20 protein-coding genes are annotated in these 18,998 nt (G+C 58.4%); 19 read left to right on the plus strand and 1 reads right to left on the minus strand.

Features of this window, described 5'->3' with window-relative positions; genetic code table 11:
- Positions 1-154: 154 nt before the first annotated feature.
- The 17 genes from ATY80_RS05480 (at position 155) to folD (ending at position 15,141) form a co-directional block, all read left to right on the plus strand.
- A complete protein-coding gene (locus ATY80_RS05480) occupies positions 155-826 on the plus strand; it encodes a winged helix-turn-helix domain-containing protein (RefSeq protein WP_088691394.1) in 672 nt (223 codons plus the stop codon).
- A gap of 128 nt (positions 827-954) precedes the next feature.
- On the plus strand, positions 955-2,247 hold the full coding sequence (locus ATY80_RS05485) for a flagellar hook protein FlgE (protein WP_088691395.1): 1,293 nt from the start codon (positions 955-957) through the stop codon (positions 2,245-2,247).
- Positions 2,248-2,265: 18 nt separating this feature from the next.
- Entirely contained in the window at positions 2,266-3,747 is a 1,482-nt protein-coding gene (gene flgK / locus ATY80_RS05490) for a flagellar hook-associated protein FlgK (protein WP_088691396.1), read from the plus strand.
- Positions 3,748-3,750: 3 nt separating this feature from the next.
- On the plus strand, positions 3,751-4,797 hold the full coding sequence (locus ATY80_RS05495; RefSeq protein ID WP_088691397.1) for a flagellar hook-associated family protein: 1,047 nt from the start codon (positions 3,751-3,753) through the stop codon (positions 4,795-4,797).
- 36 nt (positions 4,798-4,833) lie between these two features.
- A complete protein-coding gene (gene flaF / locus ATY80_RS05500; protein ID WP_088691398.1) occupies positions 4,834-5,181 on the plus strand; it encodes a flagellar biosynthesis regulator FlaF in 348 nt (115 codons plus the stop codon).
- Complete coding sequence (gene flbT, locus ATY80_RS05505) at positions 5,178-5,627, plus strand: flagellar biosynthesis repressor FlbT (RefSeq protein ID WP_088691399.1); 450 nt, start codon at positions 5,178-5,180, stop codon at positions 5,625-5,627. The genes flaF and flbT overlap by 4 nt, the downstream gene beginning before the upstream one ends.
- A complete protein-coding gene (gene flgD, locus ATY80_RS05510) occupies positions 5,618-6,052 on the plus strand; it encodes a flagellar hook assembly protein FlgD (protein ID WP_088691400.1) in 435 nt (144 codons plus the stop codon). The genes flbT and flgD overlap by 10 nt, the downstream gene beginning before the upstream one ends.
- A gap of 61 nt (positions 6,053-6,113) precedes the next feature.
- Complete coding sequence (gene fliQ / locus ATY80_RS05515) at positions 6,114-6,380, plus strand: flagellar biosynthesis protein FliQ (RefSeq protein ID WP_018856808.1); 267 nt, start codon at positions 6,114-6,116, stop codon at positions 6,378-6,380.
- 88 nt (positions 6,381-6,468) lie between these two features.
- Positions 6,469-8,556 carry a flagellar biosynthesis protein FlhA gene (gene flhA, locus ATY80_RS05520; RefSeq protein WP_088691401.1) on the plus strand — a complete coding sequence of 696 codons (2,088 nt, stop codon included), beginning with the start codon at positions 6,469-6,471 and terminating at the stop codon, positions 8,554-8,556.
- The gene (gene fliR, locus ATY80_RS05525; RefSeq protein WP_088691402.1) at positions 8,553-9,305 is read left to right on the plus strand and encodes a flagellar biosynthetic protein FliR; all 753 of its coding nucleotides are present in this window, start codon (positions 8,553-8,555) and stop codon (positions 9,303-9,305) included. The genes flhA and fliR overlap by 4 nt, the downstream gene beginning before the upstream one ends.
- Before the next feature lie 4 nt (positions 9,306-9,309).
- Positions 9,310-9,723 (plus strand): hypothetical protein, encoded by a 414-nt coding sequence (locus ATY80_RS05530; protein ID WP_088691403.1) that lies wholly within the window; start codon positions 9,310-9,312, stop codon positions 9,721-9,723.
- Positions 9,724-9,754: 31 nt separating this feature from the next.
- Entirely contained in the window at positions 9,755-10,321 is a 567-nt protein-coding gene (locus ATY80_RS05535) for a rod-binding protein (RefSeq protein ID WP_088691404.1), read from the plus strand.
- 17 nt (positions 10,322-10,338) lie between these two features.
- The gene (locus ATY80_RS05540) at positions 10,339-10,704 is read left to right on the plus strand and encodes a hypothetical protein (protein ID WP_088691405.1); all 366 of its coding nucleotides are present in this window, start codon (positions 10,339-10,341) and stop codon (positions 10,702-10,704) included.
- Complete coding sequence (locus ATY80_RS05545; RefSeq protein WP_088691406.1) at positions 10,704-11,237, plus strand: hypothetical protein; 534 nt, start codon at positions 10,704-10,706, stop codon at positions 11,235-11,237. Before ATY80_RS05540 ends, ATY80_RS05545 begins: the two co-directional genes overlap by 1 nt.
- 289 nt (positions 11,238-11,526) lie before the next feature.
- Positions 11,527-12,297 (plus strand): WecB/TagA/CpsF family glycosyltransferase, encoded by a 771-nt coding sequence (locus ATY80_RS05550; protein ID WP_088691407.1) that lies wholly within the window; start codon positions 11,527-11,529, stop codon positions 12,295-12,297.
- Between the two features lie 99 nt (positions 12,298-12,396).
- Positions 12,397-14,115, plus strand: a complete 1,719-nt coding sequence (locus ATY80_RS05555) for a succinoglycan biosynthesis protein (protein ID WP_088691408.1) — start codon at positions 12,397-12,399, stop codon at positions 14,113-14,115.
- Positions 14,116-14,241: 126 nt separating this feature from the next.
- The gene (folD, locus tag ATY80_RS05560; RefSeq protein WP_088691409.1) at positions 14,242-15,141 is read left to right on the plus strand and encodes a bifunctional methylenetetrahydrofolate dehydrogenase/methenyltetrahydrofolate cyclohydrolase FolD; all 900 of its coding nucleotides are present in this window, start codon (positions 14,242-14,244) and stop codon (positions 15,139-15,141) included.
- Here folD and ATY80_RS05565 read toward each other — a convergent pair.
- On the minus strand, positions 15,120-16,163 hold the full coding sequence (locus ATY80_RS05565) for a substrate-binding domain-containing protein (RefSeq protein ID WP_088691410.1): 1,044 nt from the start codon (positions 16,161-16,163) through the stop codon (positions 15,120-15,122). The two genes, folD and ATY80_RS05565, sit on opposite strands and share 22 nt — an antisense overlap.
- Positions 16,164-16,447: 284 nt before the next feature.
- Here ATY80_RS05565 and ATY80_RS05570 point away from each other — a divergent pair, with 284 nt between their 5' ends.
- Both ATY80_RS05570 and ATY80_RS05575 read left to right on the plus strand, forming a co-directional pair.
- Positions 16,448-17,812 carry an ABC transporter substrate-binding protein gene (locus tag ATY80_RS05570; RefSeq protein WP_088691411.1) on the plus strand — a complete coding sequence of 455 codons (1,365 nt, stop codon included), beginning with the start codon at positions 16,448-16,450 and terminating at the stop codon, positions 17,810-17,812.
- A gap of 172 nt (positions 17,813-17,984) precedes the next feature.
- Entirely contained in the window at positions 17,985-18,998 is a 1,014-nt protein-coding gene (locus ATY80_RS05575) for a sugar ABC transporter permease (RefSeq protein WP_088691412.1), read from the plus strand.

An 18,998-nucleotide genomic window follows, 5' to 3' on the forward strand; every position in this document is an offset into this window, starting at 1 on the left:
TAGTTTTGAGGAGCCACTACATCTAGATCAAATCGCGCCTCAATTATTAATCAACTATTAATTTCTGCCAGTGAGTTCCTACAGCTTGTCCCAGAATCGCGCGATTCGTACCCATAGAGCATCGAGGTACCACAAGTGATTCGGAGGCGGACGAATGATCGTAGTGGTTGATGAGCGTGAGCTCGTGAAAGATGGTTACACTTCACTTTTCGGGCGGGAAGGCATTCCTTCCACGGGGTTTGATCCAAATGAATTCGGTGAATGGGTTCAGACGGCGGCCGATTCCGATATTGCGGCTGTCGAGGCATTTCTGATCGGGCAGGGGCAGCAGAATTTCGAGCTGCCGCGCGCAATTCGCGACCGGACCATGGCGCCGGTTATCGCGGTCAGTGACCAGCCGTCGCTCGAAAACACGCTTGCACTTTTTGATTGCGGCGTCGACGACGTCGTACGCAAGCCGGTTCACCCGCGCGAAATCCTGGCGCGAGCCGCCGCCATCCGGCGTCGATTGAAAGCGATTTCCAGCCACACCGACATTGGCGCGATCCGCGTGTTCTCTGATGGTCGTGATCCGGAAATTCACGGCGAAGTCTTCGCGCTTCCACGTCGCGAGCGCCGTATCCTCGAGTATTTGATCGCAAACCGCGGACGCCGTGTCACCAAGACGCAGATCTTCAACGCGATCTACGGGATCTTCGACGAGGAAGTCGAAGAAAACGTCGTTGAGAGCCACATTTCCAAGCTGCGTAAGAAGCTCCGGAAGAAGCTCGGTTTCGATCCGGTCGATTCGAAGCGCTTCCTCGGCTACTGCATTGATTGGAACTGATTTTTTCAGACCGGGCCGCGTTGCCTGGATCTAGTCGATCATTCTCTCGGCGATGGTTCAGCCCCAGACAGCTTCACGCAAGGCCCGCCAAATACTCTCAAGCCTACTAAGGGAATCGAGGTTTTCAGATGAGCATTTTTGGCAGCATGAAGACGGCCGTGTCCGGCATGAACGCCCAGGCCAACCGCCTCAGCACCGTCTCCGACAACATCGCGAACGCAAACACGACGGGCTACAAGGCTGTTTCGACCGCCTTCTCGTCGCTGGTGCTGCCGTCGACCTCGGGCAATTACAATTCGGGCGGCGTCCAGACGTCCGTTCGTCAGTCCGTTTCCGAGCAGGGCGATATATCCTACACCACGTCGAGCTACGATCTGGCGATCTCGGGCGACGGCTTCTTCATCGTTCAGAGCCCGGATGGCACTCCGGTTCTGACCCGCGCAGGCGACTTCACCAAGGATGACGAGGGTAATCTGGTCAATTCCGCCGGCTACACTCTGATGGGCTATTCCTATGACGCCGGCGCGCCGGCTGTCGTCGTCAACGGCTTCTCCGGCCTTGTGCCGATCAATGTCATGCAATCCGGTCTGACGGCAATCGCGTCGACGACCGGCACATTCTCGGGCAACCTGAACTCGAACGCGAATGTCGCAACAACCGGCCTGCCGAGTTCCAACCCGGCGTCGGTCACCAGCGATACCAAGCAGATGTCGATGGTCGGCTACGACAAGCTCGGCAACACCGTTCAGTATGACTTCTACTTCACCAAGACAGCAGGCGCGACGCCCACAACCTCCGGGACATGGGAGGTCGCAGTGTTCCGCCACGCCGATGCGGCAACAGGTGGAACGTCATCATTTCCGTACACTCCGGCAGCGTCGGCTCTCGTCGGCTCGACGAATTTGACCTACGACCTAAACGGCAAGCTAGATACGACGACAACGCCCGGTGCGCTGACGATCACCGATCCGGTGACGGGCGGCTCGATCGCGATGGACCTCAGCGGCTTCACGCAGCTGGCCTCTGGCTTCTCCGGCACAGGTACCCCGAACGGCCAGGCAGCAAGCCCGGTCAAGAGTGTCACGATCGACAAGGACGGCACGGTCTACGCAAAGTATTCCGACGGCACTTCCAAGCCGGTTTATCGTGTTCCCCTGGCCACCGTTGCCAGCCCCGACAACATGACCTTGATGAGCGGCAACGTCTACAGTGCCAACGGGCAGTCCGGTGTTACGGTCACGGGCTTTCCGCAGACGAACGGCTTCGGCTCGATCCAGTCGGGCGCATTGGAAAGTTCGAACGTCGACCTCGCCGGCGAACTGACCGAGATGATCGAGTCGCAGCGCAGCTACACCGCCAATTCCAAGGTCTTCCAGACGGGGTCCGACATCATGGACGTCCTCGTTAACCTCAAGAGATAAGTAGGGTTCGGATAAGCCATGTCGCTCACTTCCGCACTGAATTCCGCGCAGAGCATATTCAATAATACCGGCATTCAGAGCAGTGTCGTATCGAACAATATCTCGAATTCGAGTAACAGCGATTACGTGCGCCGGCAGGCGATGATCACGACGTCGCTGAATGGTGCGCAGGTTGTGAAAATCAGCCGCGCGCAGGAAGACGCGCTGTTGCGTCAATGGCTAAAGTCGAGTGCGCAGGACAGCGGCCAGCAAACTCTGCTCAGTGGCCTCACCGATCTCAAGTCGATCATGGGTGGCAACGACTACGAAACGTCGCCGGCGAATTACCTGGCGACATTTCGAGAAAAGTTGCAGGCATTTAGCACGTCGCCGAGCAGCACCATTGCTGCCCAGAGCGCGGTCACGGCAGCGCAGGACGTCGCCACTTCCCTCAACAATGCAACGAATTCCGTGCAGGCTGTCCGTCAGGGAGCCGACAAGGAAATCGCCACACAGGTCTCGACGCTCAACACACTGCTCTCGCAATTCAAGACGGCAAACGACGCCGTCAAGAGCGCCACCGCGACTGGCGGCAATCCGGCGGATGCTCTGGATGAACGCGACAAGCTGCTGAAGCAGATTTCCTCCATCGTTGGTGTGAATGCTGTCGATCGCGATAACGGCGACATGGCGCTCTATACCACCGACGGAACCGTCGTTTTCGATACGATCCCGCGTACCGTCACCTTCGTTGCGCAGGACACCTACACCGCACAGACGCAAGGCAATGGCGTCTACATCGATGGCGTGCTGCTCGCCAAGGCGCAGGGCTCGACGACAACTGCGCAGGGGAGCTTGCAAGCGCTCCTGCAGGTACGCGACGACATTGCGCCGAAGTTCCAGTCGCAACTCGATGAAATTGCAAAGTCGCTCGTCACCATGTTCTCGGAAACTGACGGCACCACGACCCAGCCGGGTCTGTTCGTCTGGAAGACGGCGACTGGTGCCACAGGCGGAACGCCGACGACGACGGGCGTCATCGCCGGCATCGCCGGCACCATCAGCGTAAACATCAATGTTCAAACCGGTGCGTTCAACGCTGCTACGGGTACCTACGGCGATCCGATGAGGTTGCGCGATGGGTCGATCTCCGGTCTCACCAACCTCAACACAACCAACAGCAGCGGGTTCTCCGACAATCTCGACGCTCTCTACACGGCGATGGGCACGGCACGGACCTTCTCGTCGGATGCCGGTCTCTCGTCCGATGTCAATATCATGGACTACGCCTCGAATTCGATCGGCTGGCTCGAGCAGTATCGAAGCGATGCGACGACAGCCTCCGAGAACACGTCAGCGGCGCTCTCGCGTTCGACGGAAGCTTATTCGAACGAGACCGGTGTTAATCTCGACGAGGAATTGACGCTGCTTCTCGATATCGAGCAGTCCTACAAGGCGGCCACGAAGATCCTCAACGCTGTCGACGAAATGTTGAAATCATTGCTGGACATAGCGAGTTAAGCCATGAAAAGTTCATTTATTTCTAGCTCAGCCATCCAGAACGCAATGCGATTGACGATCCGCCAGTCGCAGAAGCAATTGGTCAGCTCGTCTCTCGAAGCAACGACAGGCGTTTATGCCGATATCGGCGCCTCCATCGGCTCGGGCGCAGCCAAGAGCGTGAATTTCACGTCCGAAATCAGCCGCATCGCCGCCTTGAAGGGGAGTAATTCCGTCGTTTCGGCTCGCCTTGAGGCTTCGCAGCTCGGCCTCGACAGCATGAAGACGGCAGGCGACGGACTGGTCTCCAAGCTGACCGCGCTTCAAGGTAGTCAGGATCAGACCAGCATTACGGTCGCGACACAGTCGGCGACTGATGCGCTGTCGCAGTTGATGGATACGGGCAACTCGATGCTCAACGGCGAGTACCTGTTCTCCGGTATTAACACCGACGTTCAGCCGCTGAAGGACCAATCGGCCACAGTGACCGCCAATATCACGGCGGCGCTCGGCACCTACGCGAGCGGACTTGGCAAGACGGTGGGCGAGCTCACCGGTTCCGAGATGGAAACCTTCATTACCGGCACAGTCGAGCCGATGTTTTCGGAGGCAAGCTGGACCGATCCGACCACCGGTTGGTCGAGCGCTTCTAGCCAGAATATGACGAGCCGCATCAGCAACTCGGAAGTCGTCACGTCCTCTACCAATTCCAATTCGGACGGCATGCGCTACTTCGCGCTGGCGTCGATCACGGTTTCGGCGCTGGCAGGCCAGGGTCTCAGCGCAGACGCACTGGGCACGGTCACCAAGAAGGCGATCGGCTACGCCGCCCAGGCAACGACCGGCATCGTGACGCAGGCAAGCCAGCTCGGCCTTTCGCAGGAACGTGTCGAGAAAGCCAATGACGCACTCGATGCCCAGTCGAGCATCCTTCAGAACAAGCTCGTCGATCTCCAAGGCGTGGATACCTCGGAAGCATCGACGCTGGTCAATACCCTCCAGACGCAGCTGGAGACCGCTTATACGATCGTATCGAAAATTCAGCAGTTGAGTCTCGTGAACTACCTTTGATGATCAAGGGTACGAAAGACAAAGAAGGATGCATGAATGTATCAGTTCTCCTACTCCGAGATCATGGAGGACTCGGTGGCCGATGCGAAGGAGCGGGAGCGTCAGGTTCTCGACCGGTCCATCGACCTGCTGTCGATTGCACGGGACAAAGAGAAATACAGCCGGGAAGCCATCGATGCATTGTTCTACACCCGGCGTGTTTGGGTGAGCTTCATCGAGGATCTCAAGCATCCGGACAACCAGCTTGAAATCCAGTTGCGGGCCAACCTCATTTCGATCGCGATCTGGATCTTGAAGGAATGCGATCGGATCAGGCGCCGGCAATCGACGAACTACCAAGGCATTATCGACGTTACCACCATCATCAGGGATGGACTAAAATGAAAAGCACACTTCGCATCTCGCTAAAAGCCGGGGAAAAGATCTTCATTAACGGTGCGGTCCTGCGCGTCGATCGCAAGGTCGCGCTGGAATTCCTGAATGATGTAACATTCCTTCTCGAAAACCATGTCCTCCAGCCGGAAGACGCGACGACGCCTCTGCGCCAGCTCTACTTCATCGCGCAGATGATCCTGATTAATCCTGAGGGCAAAGAACAATCGACGGCGATGTTCCGCAAGTCGATCACGATGTTGCTCACCTGCTTCAAGAACGAGGAAGTCCTCGCGGAGCTGAAGCGCATTGATGGCCTTGTCTCGACCGGACGCGCATTCGACGCGCTGAAGGCGATCCGTGGTCTCTACCCGATCGAAGACAGCATTCTCAACAACCACGAAATGCCGCCGACGATGGTCGAGCACATTCGTAAGGAGATCGCACCATGGCGGTAAGCAGCGTTTCAAGCACGTCGAGCACTTCGTCATCGTCGAGCACCTCGAGCGCACAGCAGAAGGCGACGCTCAACTACGACAACTTCCTGCAGCTCCTCATCGCGCAGATGAAGAATCAGGATCCGACGGATCCGGTCGATGCCAGCGAGCAGATGTCGCAGCTGGCGAGCTTCTCCCAGGTGGAGCAGACGATCCAGACGAACACCAAGCTGGACAGCCTGCTGGCAAGCTCGAGCCTGACGCAGGGCAGCAGCTACATCGGAAAATACATGACCAGCGCCGACGGCACCGTCAAAGGCACGGTTGCTTCGGTCAAGGTCTATTCCGACGGCATCATTGCGACAACGACGGATGGCGGTAATATTCTCGTGCAGGCGGGAATCACCCTGTCTGAGACTGCCCCGACGACGTCGTCGTCGAGCTAAGCGCAATTTTGAGGCGGTTCGGTTACGTCGGAAGGACCGCAAGGCGATATGAGGTTGCCTGATGAATGAAGCTGATGCACTTGACCTCTTCCAGGCCGCGATCTGGACCGTCCTTGTTTCCGCCGGCCCGGCGGTGGCGGCGGCCATGATCGTCGGTCTGATCATCGCGTTGTTCCAGGCGCTGACGCAGGTTCAGGAAGCAACGCTCACCTTCGTTCCGAAGATCGTGGCCGTCCTCGTCACCATCGGCATCTCGGCGCCGTTTGTGGGGTCGCAGATTTCGATTTTCACCAATCTGGTGTTTTCGCGCATTCAGTCGGGCTTCTGAGCCACCCTCGCGCAAGCTTCGCCATTTAGTTCTCGTTCCGAATTGGTGGGCATCATGCCCCCACCTCTCATGAAGAGACGGAATCGAAATGGCGCAACCTCCCGCACTCCCCCTTCCGAAAGCCGGACTTAGCGTACGTGATATCGGTTTTGCCATGGGCATCATCGTTATTATCTGCGTGCTCTTCCTGCCGATCCCGCCGTTCCTGATCGATATGGGACTGGCCTTCTCGATCGCCTTCTCGGTACTGATCCTGATGGTGGCGCTGTGGATCCAAAAGCCGCTCGACTTCTCGTCCTTCCCGACCATCCTTCTGATCGCGACGATGACGCGCTTGGCGCTGAACATCGCGACGACCCGTGTCATTCTCTCACACGGCAACGAGGGCCATGATGCCGCCGGCGGTGTCATCGCCGGCTTTGCAAGCCTTGTCATGTCAGGCGACTTCGTGATCGGTCTGATCGTCTTCCTGATCCTGATCACCATCAACTTCATCGTCATCACCAAGGGCGCGACGCGTATCGCGGAAGTCGGCGCGCGCTTCACCCTCGACGCTATCCCCGGCAAGCAGATGTCGATCGATGCCGACCTCTCGGCCGGCATCATTGATGAGAAGGAGGCCCAGCGCCGCCGCAAGGAGCTGGAGGAGGAAAGCTCCTTCTTCGGTGCCATGGACGGTGCATCGAAATTCGTTCGCGGCGACGCGATTGCCGGTTTGCTGATCACTTGCATCAATGTTTTCGGCGGCATCATCATCGGCTATTTCCGGCACGGTATGCCGATCGGCGAGGCAGCCGATGTCTTCGTCAAGCTCTCGGTCGGTGACGGCCTCGTCTCGCAGATGCCGGCGCTTATCGTTTCGCTCGCCGCCGGCCTTCTCGTCTCGCGCGGCGGCACTGTCGGTTCCACCGAACAGGCGGTCGTCAACCAGCTGAGCGGCTATCCGCGTGCGCTTTCCGTGTCCGCTGTTCTGATGGCGATCCTCGGCCTCATGCCGGGTCTACCGTTTGTCCCCTTCATGTTCCTTTCCGGTCTTCTGGCCTTCGGTGCCTGGTTCATTCCTCGTCAGGTCGAGGCCGAGAACAAGGCCCGGCGCGAGCAGGAAGAGAAGAAGGTCGTCCAGAGCAAGGAACTTGAAAAGGACTCCGTCAAGTCGGTGCTGCGCACATCGGAAATCGAACTCGCGCTCGGCAAGATGGTATCGACGCGTCTGCTTGGTGCCCACCAGGAGCTCGCCTTCCGCGTCGGCAAGATGCGCAAGAAGTTCGCGACGCAGTACGGTTTCGTTGTTCCGGAAATCAAGGTCACCGACGACATCGGTATTGCCGAGAAGTCCTACCAGATCCGAATCCACGGCACGACGGTAGCTTCCAACATGCTGCGCGTCGGTGAAGTTCTTGTCGTCACCGGCTCCGGCCGCAAGCCGAGCATTCCGGGCGACGAGATTCGCGAACCAGCCTTCGGCATGCCGGCGATTTCGATTCTTGAGGCTTTCACCGAGGACCTGAAGCGCGAAGGTTTCCAGCCGATCGACAACGTTTCTGTCGTGCTGACGCATATGAGCGAAGTGATCCGCAACAATCTGCCGGCGCTCCTGTCCTACAAGGACGTGAAGATCCTGATCGACAGGCTCGATCCGGAATACAAGAAGCTGGCCGACGAGATCTGCTCGTCGCATATGTCCTATTCCGGCTTGCAGGCGGTGCTGAAACTGCTCCTTGCCGAGCGCGTGTCCATCCGCAACCTGCATCTCATCCTGGAAGCCGTCGCCGAACTCGCGCCGCATGTCCGCAAGACCGAGCAGATTGTCGAGCACGTCCGCGTTCGTATGGCGCAGCAGCTATGCGGGGACCTTGCCGACAACGGCGTGCTCCGCGTGCTGCGACTCGGCAGCAAGTGGGACCTCGCTTTCCATCAGGCCCTGAAGCGCGACAACAAGGGCGAGATCATCGAATTCGACATCGACCCGCGCATGCTGGAGGAGTTCAGCGAGCAGGCGACGAAAGTTATCCGTGAATTCATGGATCGCGGCCTGCCGTTCGCCCTTGTCACCTCGCCGGAAACACGATCCTATGTGCGGATGATCATCGAACGATTGTTCGCAACGCTCCCGGTTCTGTCGCATGTCGAGCTGTCCAAGGGCATCGAGATAAAGATTCTGGGCTCGATTTCATGATAACTGACCCGCAAGGGACCGTTCTGGCGCTGTTCCTGATTTTCTGCAGGATCGGCGGCTGCGTCCTGGCGATGCCCGGCTTTTCGTCTGCCAGGGTACCGGCGCAATTGCGAATTTTTATTGCTGCTGCCCTGTCGCTGGCGATCCTGCCTGTGCTTTGGGACACTGTCTATCCGATCGTCCACACATCGAATGCCACCTACATCGGTTACATCTTCAGCGAAGCGCTGATTGGCGTCATGTACGGCATGCTTGCGCGCGTCTACACGCTCGGCCTGCAGTTCGCGGCCAGCGTGATTGCGATGATGGTTGGATACACCCAGCCGGCTGAGGCGGATGTCTTCGAGGACTCGCCGGAAAGCAGCCTTTCAGGTTTCATCACCTTTGCCGGGATGATGATCCTGTTCATGATGGACTTTCATCACATCGTATTCAGGGCGCTGGTCGATTCCTACACGTCGATGCCCTTCGGCGGTATCATGCAGATGCGCAGCACGCTGATTTCGTTCACCGACACGCTGTCATCGACGTTCATGATCATGCTGCGGCTCTCGAGCCCGTTCCTGATCTACGGCCTGATGTTCAACATCGCCATCGGCTTCATCAACAAGCTCGCGCCGCAGATTCCGGTGTATTTCATATCGACGCCTTACCTGCTTCTCGGCGGCCTTTTCCTTTTCTACTTCTCCGTGGCGGCGCTGGTCAGCCAGTTCGGCCAATCCTTCGCCAGCGTCTTCATCGGCAGGTAGCGACATGGCGGACAAGACACGCTCCCAGAAACTGAAACGCCTCGTGGCAGTTCAACGTCATCTGGAGCAGATGGCCGAATTCGACCTTGCCGAAACGAGCCGTCAGCGCGCGGAGGTCAACGAACAGATGGACAGCGTCATTCTGGCGCTTGGCTCGATGGACCCGGTCCATCATGCCTTTTCGCAGAGCTATGCAGATCGCTTCAACCGGCTCGGCATCAAGGACAAGCAACTGACCGGCATGCAGCAGATCCACGAAATGCGCGTCATGCAGGAGCGCGCGAAGGGCGATCGGCTGGAGGACGGCATGCGCGAGGCGCTGGAGTCCGAGCGCCGTGAAGCCGACGACAACGCAGTCTATGATCTCATCGATCAAAAGTTCGGTACGCCAGCCTCCAGCAAGCTTCAAAAATCATAATCGTCGCAATCTTAAACAAGAGGATTGTGACTTGGCTATTTCACCTCCGAGTGATCTGGTCCTGGATGTTGTCAAAGCTGCCGACCCTCTCGAGGTTCAGGCAGCCCAGGAAAAATTGAAAGCAAACCAGGCGGCGTTTGCGGCAAACAGTCTTGCCGAAGCCGGCAAGGGCTTCACGTCGGCCGTCGATATTCTCGATCGTGCCGTCGGCAAGACCGGTTTGAGCGACAGCAAGAATCGCAGCAGCAAGACGGAGCAGGTGCCCGAAACCTACCGTAAGTTCGAGGCGATGGTTCTTCAGAACTTCATCAAGAACATGCTGCCGAGTGATAGCGAGGAAGTGTACGGCAAGGGTGCCACCGGTGACATCTGGAAAGGCATGATGGCCGAACAGCTCGGCAACGAGATTTCGAAGGGCAACGGCATCGGCATTGCCAAGCAGCTCTATCAGGATGCGCTGAAGAAGCAGGAAGGCAAGGTCGCCAACGCTTCCACCGATCAGGATGATCGCAACATGGCGATGAGCATGATCGACGAATTCCAGCGCAAGACCTTCGGTACAACAACTGCGGACAACAAGTCCGCCAATGACGCCTGAGAGAATCGAGGACAAAAATGGAAATAATCTCGAACGACTACCGTATCAAATCGGTTCTTGGACGCCTTGAAATGATCATCGACAACGAAAACACGCGTATCGGCAACGATCCACAGTTCGATCTCAAGGTGTCGAACACGCACAAGAGCCGTTGCCTCTATGAGCTTTCGATGCTCTTCCGCGATACCGATCCGAAGGAACTGGCCGCCGCTCACCTCGAGCAGTTGCATGGGCTGAAGAAGAAGCTCGTTCTGAATGCACGGCGCGTCGAAGCACATCTGGAAGCAGTCCGCACAGTTGCTGACCTCCTGAAGAATGCGGTCCAGGATGCGGATGCCGACGGCACCTATTCCCAAGAGCAATTCGTAGCACGTGACGCTTGATGATTAAGCTCGTTCTGACAGGCGTCTGGGTTTGCGCGATCACGCTGGCATCGGTCTATTTCTCGGTGCACATGGCCACGGCGCCCGCGCCGGCTCCCGATGATTCCAAGCAAAGCCAGCTCGAGCTTGTAAAGGGCGAGACGATCACGGTGCCGATCATTGCCGACGGCGTCGTCACCGGCTACTTCCTCGGCAAGGTGTCCTTCATGATGAACAAGGACGCGGTGAAGAACGTGTCCTTGCCTCTCACGGAAATGACGACCGACGAGCTCTTTACGCTGCTCGTCGGCAACAAGATGATCGACATCTCCAACATGAAAGCCTTCGATCCGAATGCGTTCCGGGAGATGATCAAGAAAGACATTAACCAGCATCTTGGCGGAGACTATATAGACCAGGTCATGCTGGAGCAGCTCGACTACCTTTCCAAGGAAGAGGTGAAGGCGAACGCCTCGGGGCAGCAGAAGAAGACCGCCAAGCCCGTCAACGTCGTGGCACCGGCGCCGGTAACGGACAAGGCTGCAACGGAATAGGTCTGGTCATTGCCCGAAGCGGCGCCATCGGCGCCGTTTTTTTCGGCCGCAGATGGTTAATGATTCCTTCGGTTTCGGCGAGGAATTCAAGCAGTTTTTCTAACAGATAGTTGAAATCGCGCTGTTATAAATCCCCGCGATGGGCTGACAGTGCACCGCATTCCGATTCTCGGAATTCTCTCATGCGTTCCCAGGCAAACGTTATCGGCCGGTGCTGAATCGTCCGGTGCGGCGACGTGATCTGGTCCGGGATGCATGCAGCATGAAACACTATCGTCAGGAAGCCGGCATGAGCCTGATCGCGAATTTCGCGGTCCTGTCGTCGCGCCGCGCGATCTTCGACCTACCGGTTTGCGATCTTGGCTGGGATGACGCGCTGGTGTTCATCAATGAACTCCTGTCGATACCGGTCGGGCAGACGTCCGTCTCGTTCGTCACCGCGCGCAATATGCTGATGTCGCTGCGCGACGCAGAATACCGTGGCATTCTCACGCAGAATCTGTTGCTCCCTGATGGCCCGGGCCTCGATATCGCGTCGAAAGTGGCGCACGGATCGCCGTTCCCCGCCCGTTTGAAGGCCGCCGATCTCCTACCGGCGCTGTTGACATACATGGAGATGCCGCGGCGCATCGGCCTGATCGGCAATACGCCCGAGGCGGTCAGGACGACAGCCGCGACGTTCCGGCGGCATGCTCCGTGGCATGAATTCATCATCATTTCCGACAGCTTTTCCGAGGCGGCAGACAAATCGGCGATCATCAAAGACATCGATCAGCAAGGGCTCGATTTGTTGATTGTCGGAACGACCACCGCATCCGAGGAGAAATGGGTCCATCAGAACATCCGGGCGGATCATGCTCGGCTGGTACTTGCTGTTGGCGACCTGTTCGAAGTCGTGACTGATACGATCCGCCACACGCCGAAGCTTCTGCGGATGATCGGGCTCGACCGCGGCTACCGCGGGATGCTGCAGTGCGCCGTCGGCTCCGCTGCCTTCTTGTATCAGGTGTTCCAATACGGCATAACGCGCCGCAAGCGGCTACTGCGTCGGTCAGCGTAGTTACGTCAGTTAACCATTTCTTTGCTATGAGCATTTAAGGTTGCTTAACCCTCCGCAAGTCGCGGGCGGCTCGACCGTTCATACGCATGAGATGTGGCGATGTACGACAGCAATCCGAGAAGCCAGGCCATTCTCCGGTCCCCGACAACACGGCGCGACCGTATCGCGATACCATCCGAAGCCGCCGTGATGCCGGCGGCGGAAGCCAAGCTGCTCGGCGTGATCGAGCGCGCGCTTGAGCAGCAGCCTGCCAGCTGCGCCACTGGACCTGAAGTGCCAGCGCTGGTCAGTCGCATCGAAACAATCCTGGGCAAGAGGCTTGAGGCTGCAAACGATATCGAGGCCGCCATTGTCGAGACGCTCCCGGTTGCGCAGGTCCCCGCCGGCCGTTCAAGGGAAGCAGCCGCAAATCTGAATGAGGCGCCATCCGCTATCTCCGAAAGAGCGCCGAAAATAAGGCGTTTGAGACCTCTCGCTACGATTGGTCTCATCTGCGCGCTGGGCGCAGCGACCGGTTGCCTGATCCCCACCGAGCCGGCGCGATATAGCGCGGAAGGGATGCTCACCGTCCAAGGCGCTGGTCAAGTCCGCGCCATGGCCACAAAAGCGGCCGAAAAGACGCTTTCGGCGTCTCACACGATCGCTGCGACCGTTGCGGCGTTGAAACTGGATCGAGATCCGGAGTTTTCCGGCGTCTCCTCCGACGCATTCTCGGTGGCCGTCGACCTGCTATCGACCGATGGCGCAGCGGTCGACCCTGTCTCGCGTGCCGAAGCATCGCTCATCTCCAAGATCCATACCACGACCGATTCCCACGCAGGCACGATCGATTTCAAGGTCACCACCGGCAGCGCGGAGAAATCCGCACGCATCGCGGGTTACCTCGCATCGGTCGTAACGGGTCCGGAAGCCGCAACCGGGGCCACCGAAGACGCGTCACTGAAAAAGGCGGACGATGCGGCCCAGCTCGAGCTCGCCTCCTTCACGCAGAAGAGCGGTGAAGGCAACGTCAAAGTCGCGACTGAGCTGCAACAACAGATTGGCAGCATTGACGCAGAGCTGAAGACGGCCGAGCAGCACATCATTACCGCGCAAGAGAAGGCGAGCAGGCTGAAGGTGGCCAAGGTCGCGGATGTTCTTGCCGGCACGCTTGATGCTGACCTCATGTCTCCGACACTCGTCGACCGCCGTGACAGATATGTCGCTGCACACCTGTCTCTGTCGCAGCTGTCTGCCAATCTCGGCCCTCGCCATCCGCGGCTGCAGGCGCAGCAGGCTGAGGTTGACGGCTTGAATGATGCGATTGGCGAGGACCTCGGCCGGATGCTGCGCGAAGCGAATGACGAGACGAAGTCAGCTACTTCAGACAAACGGCAGCTGAGTGATCGCCGCAATGCGCTTGTTGCCCAAAGCAAGGATACGGGTGTCGACCTGGCGAAGCTTACCGAGCTGCGCGACAAGGCAAGCGCGACGCGCTCGCGCCTGGAAGATGCGATCACCACAGGAGGCGTCGCGCCGGGTGGCAGTGTGCAACTGCAAAAGCCAATACAGACAATCGCCATGCCGACTGATCCGCGCTGGCTATCGCCACTGCTCGGCGTGCTTGCTGGCCTGGCATTTGGCTTGGCGGCCATCTCCTTCAAGGTGCGCTCCGCGCTTGCGGCGCCTGTAAAGAAGGAGCCGTCGCTGCGCACTCCCGCTCCGGCGCTGACGGTAGCCACGCCATCAGCGGCGGCACCAGTCGAGGTGCCGCAGGAAGTGGATATCATCCGTGCCGAGCTCGCCGCCATGCGCGACAGGTTGCGCACCGGTCGGTAGCCTCCTGACTTTGCTGCGACACGATTGTTCTTGCATTTGCCATTTTAGGCAGGATAGGGCGTGGACAGGCAAATCGCGCTGGGCCCCACCGGCTACAATGGGCTAAAGCAAGGGCAGGAGACAGTCTTGACGACAGTGATTGATGGCAAACTGGTTGCAGCTTCCGTAATCGAAACCGTGAAGGCCGCGACATCCGCGCTGGACAAGCAGAGCGGCGTCAAGACCGGCCTTGCGGTCGTCATCGTCGGCGACGATCCGGCCAGCCACGCCTACGTCAATTCCAAAAGCAAGATGGCGAAGGAATGCGGGTTCAAATCCGTCCAGCACACGTTGCCGGTCGAGACGACGCAGGAGGAGTTGGCAGCGCTCGTCGCTTCCTTGAACCACGACCCCTCAATCCACGGCATCCTAGTGCAATTGCCGTTGCCGAAGCATCTGAAATCCGAACCGATCATTCAATCGATCCTGCCCGAGAAGGATGTCGACGGTCTGCACGTCGTCAATGCCGGCAAGCTTGCGACCGGCGATCTCGAAACCGGCCTTGTGTCCTGCACCCCGGCTGGCGCGATGGTCTTCGTGCGCCGCACGCATGGTGAAGATCTCTCCGGCCTGAATGCTGTGGTGATCGGCCGCTCGAACCTGTTCGGAAAGCCGATGGCGCAGTTGCTGCTCAATGCTAATGCGACAGTGACCATCGCTCACTCGCGCACTAAGGATCTGCCGGCTGTCTGCCGCAATGCGGATATTCTGGTTGCTGCCGTCGGGCGTCCGGAGATGGTCAAGAGCGATTGGGTGAAGCCTGGCGCCACTGTCATCGATGTCGGCATCAACCGCGTTCCGGCTCCCGAAAAGGGCGAAGGCAAGACGCGCCTCGTCGGCGACGTTGCCTTCGATGGGGCTGCGAAGGTCGCGTCCGTTATTACGCCGGTTCCCGGTGGGGTAGGGCCGATGACAATCGCGATGCTGATGGCCAATACCGTCATCGCCGCCCATCGAGTGGCCGGTCAGACGCCGCCCAAATTCTGATCCCGTGGCGCCGGGCCTGTCGAGGCTCTGACGATCAGTTCGGTTTTCCAGAGTTCCTGCTCCGGAAAGGGCCCCTCCTGCTTGACCGTCCCGATAAGCCGTTGGGCGATACGCACGCCCGCGGCCCGCAGCGAGGATCGCGTCGTCGTCAGCGGCACCGAAAAGTTTTCGGGCTTCAGATGAGGCAGGACGTCGTCATGCGCGATCAGTGAAATGTCCTCGCCGAGCTTCAGCCCGGCTTGATTGACGGCACGGATGGCCCCGAGCGCCAGCACCGTACTGGAGCAGAGGATCGCCGTCGGGCGCTCCGGCATCTGCAGAAAGCGTTCCATGGCAGTCTGACCAAGTTCGTCCGTCATCGACGTATGGCTCACACAGTCTTCCGGAAGCGACAGCCCTCGCTCGGAGAGCGCGGCGACAAGTCCGTTCTTGCGGCGGATTGCAAAGTCGAGATGCCCCGGCCCGTTGAGCAGGGCAAAGCGCGTATGGCCGAGCTGAAGCAGCAACCTCGCGGCATCATAGAAAGCGGCTTCGTTGTCGATATCGAGGTAGGGATAGTCGGGCTCGGAACCAATGGAGCGACCATGCACAAGGAATGGCATGGAGAGCGACTTCAACATTGGCAGCCGCGGATCGTGACCGCGCATATAGGCCACGAACAGCGCATCGACATTGCCGCTGATCGCAAGCCGGCGCAGTGCCCCGACCTCGTCGTTCGGATCGGCAGGCATGATTACGAAATGAAAATCGTGGCGCACGGCTTCCTCGCCGAGCCCCGTCAGGAACTCGCCGAAATGCACGTCGGAATAATGATCGGGAGCCGTCGGCATAACGAGGCCAATGGAGCCGGCCTTGCCGGTCGCAAGCCGCTGTGCCGCCTTGTTGGGGCGATAGCCGGTCTCCTTCACGGCTTGGAGCACGCGCTCGCGTGTCGCCTCATTGACTTCGGGATAACCGTTCAATGCACGGCTTACCGTTGTCTGCGACAGACCAAGCAATTCCGATAGCTGTTTCAAATTCACGTGTTATGCTTCCTCCGCTTGCCTTGGTCGCCAGCTCCCAATGGCATCCAAAGCGCTTTCAATTATGTAACAGTTGTTCGGCTTGACTCAAGAAAAATCGCTCCATATTCCCAAGGTATGGCGGGGGTGCTCCCGTGCATAAGGGGCACATTTGGTGCACTTTTTGCAAAATTGCTTGACTCTTTTCTGCCGAAAGTGAAATGAGTGCATCTGTCAAAGCGCTTTGGAACGACATCTAAACGGTTTCAAAAGTGCGGTTGGGATTGTGATGGGAGGTTGATCACATGAGAAAGACGTTTTTGATGGGCGCTGCCGCGGCAGCGCTTCTTGCTGCTGGTGCCGCATCGGCTGCCGATCTGAAGTTTGCCCCAGGGCAAGATTCGAAATTCAACTGGAAGAGCTACGACGATTTCAAGGCTGCTCACGCCGATCTGAAGGGCGAGCAGATGACCATCTTCGGACCGTGGCGCGGCGAAGATGAAGCCTTCTTCCGCAGCATTCTCGCCTATTTCACCGAAGCGACCGGCGTAGACGCCAAGTATTCCTCTTCGGAAAACTATGAACAGCAGATCGTCATCGACACGCAGGCCGGTTCTCCGCCGAATATTGCTATTCTGCCGCAGCCGGGTCTTCTTGCCGATCTCGCCAGCAAGGGCTTCCTGACGCCGCTTGGAGAGGAGAACTCCAAATGGGTCAAGGAAAACTACGGCGCCGGCGACAGCTGGGTCGGCTATGGCACCTACAAGGGCAAGGACGGCAAGGAAGCCTTCTACGCCTTCCCGTACAAGGCTGACGTGAAGTCGCTTGTTTGGTATGTGCCTGAGAATTTCAAGGAAGCAGGCTACAAGGTCCCGACGACCATGGAAGAGCTGCACGCCCTGACGGACCAGATCGTCAAGGACGGCGGCGTGCCGTGGTGCATCGGCCTCGGTTCCGGTGGTGCAACCGGCTGGCCGGCAACGGACTGGATCGAAGACATCATGCTGCGCCAGCAGAAGCCTGATGTTTACGACAAGTGGACCACCAATGAAGTCAAGTTCACGGATCCGGCCGTCGTCGCGGCGATCGACGAATTCGGTTCGTTTGCCAAGAACGAGAAGTATGTAAGCGGTGGCGTTGCAGCAGTTGCTGCGACCGACTTCCGCGACAGCCCGAAGGGTCTCTTCGGCGTGCCGCCGAAGTGCTACCTGCACCATCAGGCTTCGTTCATTCCGTCTTTCTTCCCTGAAGGCACGAAGCTCGGTCAGGATGCCGACTTCTTCTACATGCCGACCTACGCAGCGCACGCCGACCTCGGCAAGCCGGTTCTCGGCGCTGGTACGCTCGTGACCGTCACCAAGGACTCCAAGGCAGCCCGTGCCTTTGTCGAGTTCCTGAAGACCCCGATCGCCCACGAAGTCTGGATGGCACAGTCGAGCTTCCTGACGCCGTACAAGGGCGTCAACACGGCGGCCTATGCCAATGACCAGATGAAGAGGGAAGGCGAGATCCTGACGACCGCGACCACTTTCCGCTTCGACGGTTCCGACCTGATGCCGGGCAAGATCGGCGCGGGTGCATTCTGGACAGGCATGGTCGATTTCGTTGGTGGTAAGTCTGCAGAGGAGACCGCCAACGAAATCCAGGGCGCCTGGGATGCCATCAAGTAACATCGCCTGACATTCATGCCGTCGGCAACGACGGCATGGTTCAAATGCGTGGCCGGATACCGGGAGTGTCCGGCCACTGTCGCCTGTCGCGTCAAGAGCGATGGGCGAAGTGACGATGATCAGTGCACGCGAACCCGTCGGGATAGACCGGGTAGCAGGGGAGGAGGGACGAATGCTGTCGCAGATAGTTTCCGCTTTGGGGGTCGTGGTCGTGGCGGTTTTCGCCTGCTCGGGCTACTTCTATTTTTCGAACAAGATCCTCGATTGGTCGCTGCCGGTGAAGGATGGCGATATCCATTCCGCAGCGCGCAACCTGAATCGCCGGGCGATGATCCGGCCGTGGCTGTTCATCGGGCCAGCCCTTTTCCTTCTTGTCGTCTACCTCGTTTATCCCGTAGTCGCGACGCTGATCCTTTCGTTCTACGATCGTTCCGGCGAACAGTTCGTAGGCTTTGCGAACTATCAGTGGGCCCTCACCGATCGCGAATTCCGTCAGTCGATCTTCAACAACATCCTGTGGCTCGCCGTCGTGCCTGCGGCCTGCACCTTCTTCGGTCTCGTCATCGCTGTCATGACCGACCGCATCTGGTGGGGCAATATCGCGAAAAGCATCGTCTTCATGCCGATGGCGATTTCCTTCGTCGGCGCATCCGTCATCTGGAAGTTCATTTACGAATACCGTGGCGGCAACGATGTTCAGATCGGTCTGCTGAATTCGATTGTTCAGTTGTTCGGCGGCACGCCGCAGGTGTGGATCTCAGTGCCCTTCTGGAACAACTTCTTCCTGATGATCATCCTGATCTGGATTCAGACCGGCTTCGCCATGGTGATCCTGTCTGCCGCACTGCGCGGCATCCCCGAGGAAACCATAGAGGCTGCCGTCATCGATGGCGCGAATGGCTGGCAGATCTTCTGGCGCATCATGGTGCCGCAGGTCTGGGGCACGATCGCCGTCGTCTGGACAACGATCACCATTCTCGTTCTCAAGGTCTTCGACATCGTGCTGACCATGACCAATGGTCAATGGAATACGATGGTGCTTGCCAATCTCATGTTCAACTGGCTCTTCCGGGGCGGTGGCGATTCCGGCCGAAGTGCTGTTATAGCGCTGATCATCATGTTGGCCGTGACGCCGATCATGGTTTGGAACGTTCGCCGCGCCAATCGCGAGCTGGGAGGCCACTGA

It is taken from the genome of Rhizobium sp. R711 (assembly GCF_002211365.1).
GTDB lineage: Bacteria > Pseudomonadota > Alphaproteobacteria > Rhizobiales > Rhizobiaceae > Rhizobium.

Bases quoted from the DNA above. Each gene is read 5' to 3' on its own strand.
- ATY80_RS05480 (WP_088691394.1), top strand. From the start codon at position 155: ATGATCGTAGTGGTTGATGAGCGTGAGCTCGTGAAAGATGGTTACACT.
- ATY80_RS05485 (WP_088691395.1), top strand. From the start codon at position 955: ATGAGCATTTTTGGCAGCATGAAGACGGCCGTGTCCGGCATGAACGCC.
- flgK (WP_088691396.1), top strand. From the start codon at position 2,266: ATGTCGCTCACTTCCGCACTGAATTCCGCGCAGAGCATATTCAATAAT.
- ATY80_RS05495 (WP_088691397.1), top strand. From the start codon at position 3,751: ATGAAAAGTTCATTTATTTCTAGCTCAGCCATCCAGAACGCAATGCGA.
- flaF (WP_088691398.1), top strand. From the start codon at position 4,834: ATGTATCAGTTCTCCTACTCCGAGATCATGGAGGACTCGGTGGCCGAT.
- flbT (WP_088691399.1), top strand. From the start codon at position 5,178: ATGAAAAGCACACTTCGCATCTCGCTAAAAGCCGGGGAAAAGATCTTC.
- flgD (WP_088691400.1), top strand. From the start codon at position 5,618: ATGGCGGTAAGCAGCGTTTCAAGCACGTCGAGCACTTCGTCATCGTCG.
- fliQ (WP_018856808.1), top strand. From the start codon at position 6,114: ATGAATGAAGCTGATGCACTTGACCTCTTCCAGGCCGCGATCTGGACC.
- flhA (WP_088691401.1), top strand. From the start codon at position 6,469: ATGGCGCAACCTCCCGCACTCCCCCTTCCGAAAGCCGGACTTAGCGTA.
- fliR (WP_088691402.1), top strand. From the start codon at position 8,553: ATGATAACTGACCCGCAAGGGACCGTTCTGGCGCTGTTCCTGATTTTC.
- ATY80_RS05530 (WP_088691403.1), top strand. From the start codon at position 9,310: ATGGCGGACAAGACACGCTCCCAGAAACTGAAACGCCTCGTGGCAGTT.
- ATY80_RS05540 (WP_088691405.1), top strand. From the start codon at position 10,339: ATGGAAATAATCTCGAACGACTACCGTATCAAATCGGTTCTTGGACGC.
- ATY80_RS05545 (WP_088691406.1), top strand. From the start codon at position 10,704: ATGATTAAGCTCGTTCTGACAGGCGTCTGGGTTTGCGCGATCACGCTG.
- ATY80_RS05550 (WP_088691407.1), top strand. From the start codon at position 11,527: ATGAGCCTGATCGCGAATTTCGCGGTCCTGTCGTCGCGCCGCGCGATC.
- ATY80_RS05555 (WP_088691408.1), top strand. From the start codon at position 12,397: ATGTACGACAGCAATCCGAGAAGCCAGGCCATTCTCCGGTCCCCGACA.
- ATY80_RS05570 (WP_088691411.1), top strand. From the start codon at position 16,448: ATGAGAAAGACGTTTTTGATGGGCGCTGCCGCGGCAGCGCTTCTTGCT.
- ATY80_RS05575 (WP_088691412.1), top strand. From the start codon at position 17,985: ATGCTGTCGCAGATAGTTTCCGCTTTGGGGGTCGTGGTCGTGGCGGTT.